4 protein-coding genes and 1 tRNA gene are annotated in these 3,244 nt (G+C 40.9%); all 5 read right to left on the bottom strand.

The features are described from left to right. Positions 1-347: peroxiredoxin (locus ACO4PX_RS05580; protein WP_485571907.1), on the bottom strand; the 347-nt coding region annotated here is incomplete at its 3' end. Between the two features lie 114 nt (positions 348-461). Then, a complete protein-coding gene (locus ACO4PX_RS05575; RefSeq protein ID WP_485544821.1) occupies positions 462-830 on the bottom strand; it encodes a TIGR02328 family protein in 369 nt (122 codons plus the stop codon). Continuing rightward, the gene (locus ACO4PX_RS05570) at positions 827-1,159 is read right to left on the bottom strand and encodes a YbgA family protein (RefSeq protein WP_485571909.1); all 333 of its coding nucleotides are present in this window, start codon (positions 1,157-1,159) and stop codon (positions 827-829) included. The genes ACO4PX_RS05575 and ACO4PX_RS05570 overlap by 4 nt, the downstream gene beginning before the upstream one ends. A gap of 153 nt (positions 1,160-1,312) precedes the next feature. Continuing rightward, a tRNA-Arg gene (locus ACO4PX_RS05565) sits at positions 1,313-1,384 on the bottom strand. An 82-nt stretch (positions 1,385-1,466) separates the two neighbouring features. Further along, positions 1,467-3,185: a hypothetical protein gene (locus ACO4PX_RS05560; protein ID WP_485571905.1), complete on the bottom strand. Its 1,719-nt coding sequence runs from the start codon at positions 3,183-3,185 to the stop codon at positions 1,467-1,469. Between the last annotated feature and the right edge of the window lie 59 nt (positions 3,186-3,244).

The raw sequence follows: 3,244 nt of genomic DNA, 5'->3' as shown, positions 1-3,244 counted from the left end.
CCCATATAGGTCTTACCGTAGTTCTTTTTCTCCTGCCATACATCATAGGCCTGAATTGCCACCAGCTCCGGATCCGCAAGAAGAGTAAAGGGCAGTCCGTATTTCTCTTCAAACTTCTTGTGGGAAGCCACGCTGTCCTTACTGATTCCCAAAACTACGGCACCTTTTTCCATAAACCGGGGATATCGTTCTGCAAAGCCGCAAGCCTGCTTTGTGCAACCGGCGGTATTGTCCTTTGGGTAGAAGTATAAAATGACCTTCTTTCCTCTGTACTCTGACAGAGAGTGCATGTTTCCATTCTGATCCGGCAATGTAAAATCCGGTGCCTTTGTTCCAACTTCCAACATAGTAATCCTCCTTTAACAGTGGTTTGTGTCTGATTAAAAAGATGCTACAAGAATCATTAGCTTATCTCTCCTTTTGAGAGCAATAAGCTTTAGTAATATAAACCATTAAAACATTTATAGTTCTATTTTTATACCCTTATTTCGCAGGTTTTCTATACACTCGAGCAGATATTCCCCATTATGCTCTTTGTAAATTGGGCTTTCTATCATTTTTTCTTCAAGATTATCGTATTTTTCTGCTGTCTTTCCTCTATAATTCTTATCTCTCCACTCTTCAGAAACCTTATACCCTCTTTTTTCCATTTCATCCATAACCAAGGAATGATAGATAAATAAGTGATATGGAGAATAGGAAAATGCATAATCTACTGTTTTATGCTTCTTATTCCACCCGTTCCCTCTAAGGGCACAGCACTCTCTATGTTGTCCAAGAAGCTGATTTTTCGGCAATAAGGGAATCAGTTGTTCATGCCATAGTCTCATTTATTTTCTCCTGTTAATAAAGTGGATTCCTGTAAATATTTGTTGGGATATTTCCTTAGTAAAGCGTTAAGATATTGAATCACAGCTTCCTGACTATTTTCCCCTTCCATATATTCTTCTAATATCTCAAATAATCCTTGTTTTTCCGTTTCACTTGCGTCTTTCTTGAAATATCCCCATACATGAAGAATGGCATTGTTAAAATCTTTTTTACTCTCTTCTATATCCTTTACGCTTTGTATTTTTCCCTGTAGATATGCAATATCCACTTCCTTTTCTTTCAAATACTCTCTTATATCCAGATATGCTTTATGGGATTTGCTCAGCACATAATATTTATTTTTTGCCCAGAGCTCTTCACATTCTTTTTTGATATTCTTGGACTTCACTTTACGCCTTCTTTCAAAATAGTTTAAGCATCCCTATTCCATATTTAAAAAAATTGCAGCAATGAATAATTCTAATCATTGCTGCAAGACACATGTTCCCTGCGAGAATCGAACTCACAACTAGTGCTTAGGAGGCGCTTGTTATATCCATTTAACTAAGGGAACAACAGAACGCTACTATTTTACCTATCCGGCAGTTTTCTGTCAATGCGGGGTTAGGAACTTATCTATCTGCTCTTGTAGGAACTTATCTATCTGCTCTCCACTCCTTTTTCACCTGCTCCCAGATAGCAAAGGCCTTCCGAATTCGTTCTCCGCCATGATGATACTCAAAAACATCTTCCAGCTCCTCATCGGAATAGGCGGAAAGGTCATGGGAATAGGCCCACATACGCTCATAATGTTCCCGCCGATACATGGATTTTCCCCATTCACTGCGGTCTGTCCACAGGGTTCCCAAAAGGAAAATTCCGCTAATCAAGAGGCAAAATACAAGTCTGCCCTGTGATGTTCTTGCTTTCTGTCCCAAACTTGCTCGGTTCTCATTTTTCCATAAGAACAAGAGCAAAAATGCTCCCAACAGCGCGCTTTGGTATTGCAGAGCATAACGGCTTTGAAAGGCATAGCTTTCCTTTAAAAACATATAGCGAGTGAGGAAAACCAGAGCATGACTGGCTAAGCCGTGGAGAAGCAGTAGTCCCGGCAATAAACCAAAGTAGAAAGACTCTCCAACATTTTCCCCTGTCAAAGCATTCGTATCTGTCTGCTTTTGCTCAGCCATTTGCCTCTGCTGCGACGAGAAGGCTTCCTTATTTTTCGTAGCAAATGTCTTAGTTCCCGAATTTTTTGAAGATGCAAAAAACCTCCAAAGATACAACAGTATCATAAGAACATAAAAGAAAAGCACAAACGCGCCAATCAGAACAACCCCTTTTCCCTGTATCACTCCCTCTCTAAGAAGCTTCTCCAGATTTTCCCCGGAAAACAGCATAGAGGAAAAGCCGTAAAAGATAAATTTCACTACAAAAAGCAGATGATTTTGCAGTACCTCCCTTAGGGAAATGCTCTCCGCCCCGGCATATTCATACACCGCATAGTGATTGCTAAGAAGATACAGAAAGAGGCAAAGTCCATTGGAAATAAGGAGAAGAATCGTCCCCTTCATATCCCAAAGCTTCTTCCCCAAAGCCAGGAAGAAGAACATAGCAAAGCAGGAAAGGAATACCGCCAAGCAGTAGGGGCCTGCCACCAGTAAAATAAATGGCGGATAAAGCGATAGAACAAGCAAGGAGCTTTTCTTGCTGAAGGCCTGATCCAAAGCATAGAAATAGTCATAAAATGCTGAAAAGGCCAGAAAATGAATATAACCCGAGCCGTTTAAAAGCATTTCCCACTTATTTAGGCTGTAAAAAAGAATCAAAAACAGAAGCTGCTGCAAAAAGGGTAGCTGCTTTTTTCTCATAAAAAGCAGTAAGGGTTTGCTGGCTAAGAATAGTCCCAGTACCCCAAGTATCCGGTCAAAAATCAGGGTATAACCAAAAGAATAACGGTTTATTTCCCTAAAGAAATAGGTCAAGGGAATTCTCGTTAAAATATCCTTTTGCAGTAAATCCCCAAGCTGAAAGGGCTTTCCCAAATAGGAATTTACCAGTCGGATATAGTCGGAATACAACACATCCGTAGTACTTAGAAGAACATAAAAAAGAATGGCAAGCGCCATAAGGAAAGAAAGGAGCAATAAAGCAATAGGGAGCTTCCCTTCTTTCCCCTTGAAAAGCAGATGCTTGCCCGAAGATGATGCCCCAAAACCTTGCCCTAAGGGAACTTGCTCTCCGGAAGCTTCTACGCCGAAACTTTTCACATCAAAAGCTTGCTCTCCGGAAGCTTTTACGCCGGAAGTCGATGCCGTAGAAACTTCCGATCCGGTCACCGGTATATTTCTGGTTTCTCCCTCATGCTCTGCCATGCTTTCCCTCCCTTTCTCCGCTATGTATTAGCTTTTATATAGTCCTTTGGCGCAAAGCC

It is taken from the genome of Oribacterium sp. (assembly GCF_057249185.1).
Note: the sequence above shows the minus strand (reverse complement) of the source record. Positions and strands in the feature narration are given on the sequence as shown.

Coding starts and splice junctions, on each gene's coding strand:
- ACO4PX_RS05575 (WP_485544821.1), bottom strand. CDS start 830: ATGAGACTATGGCATGAACAACTGATTCCCTTATTGCCGAAAAATCAG.
- ACO4PX_RS05560 (WP_485571905.1), bottom strand. CDS start 3,185: ATGGCAGAGCATGAGGGAGAAACCAGAAATATACCGGTGACCGGATCG.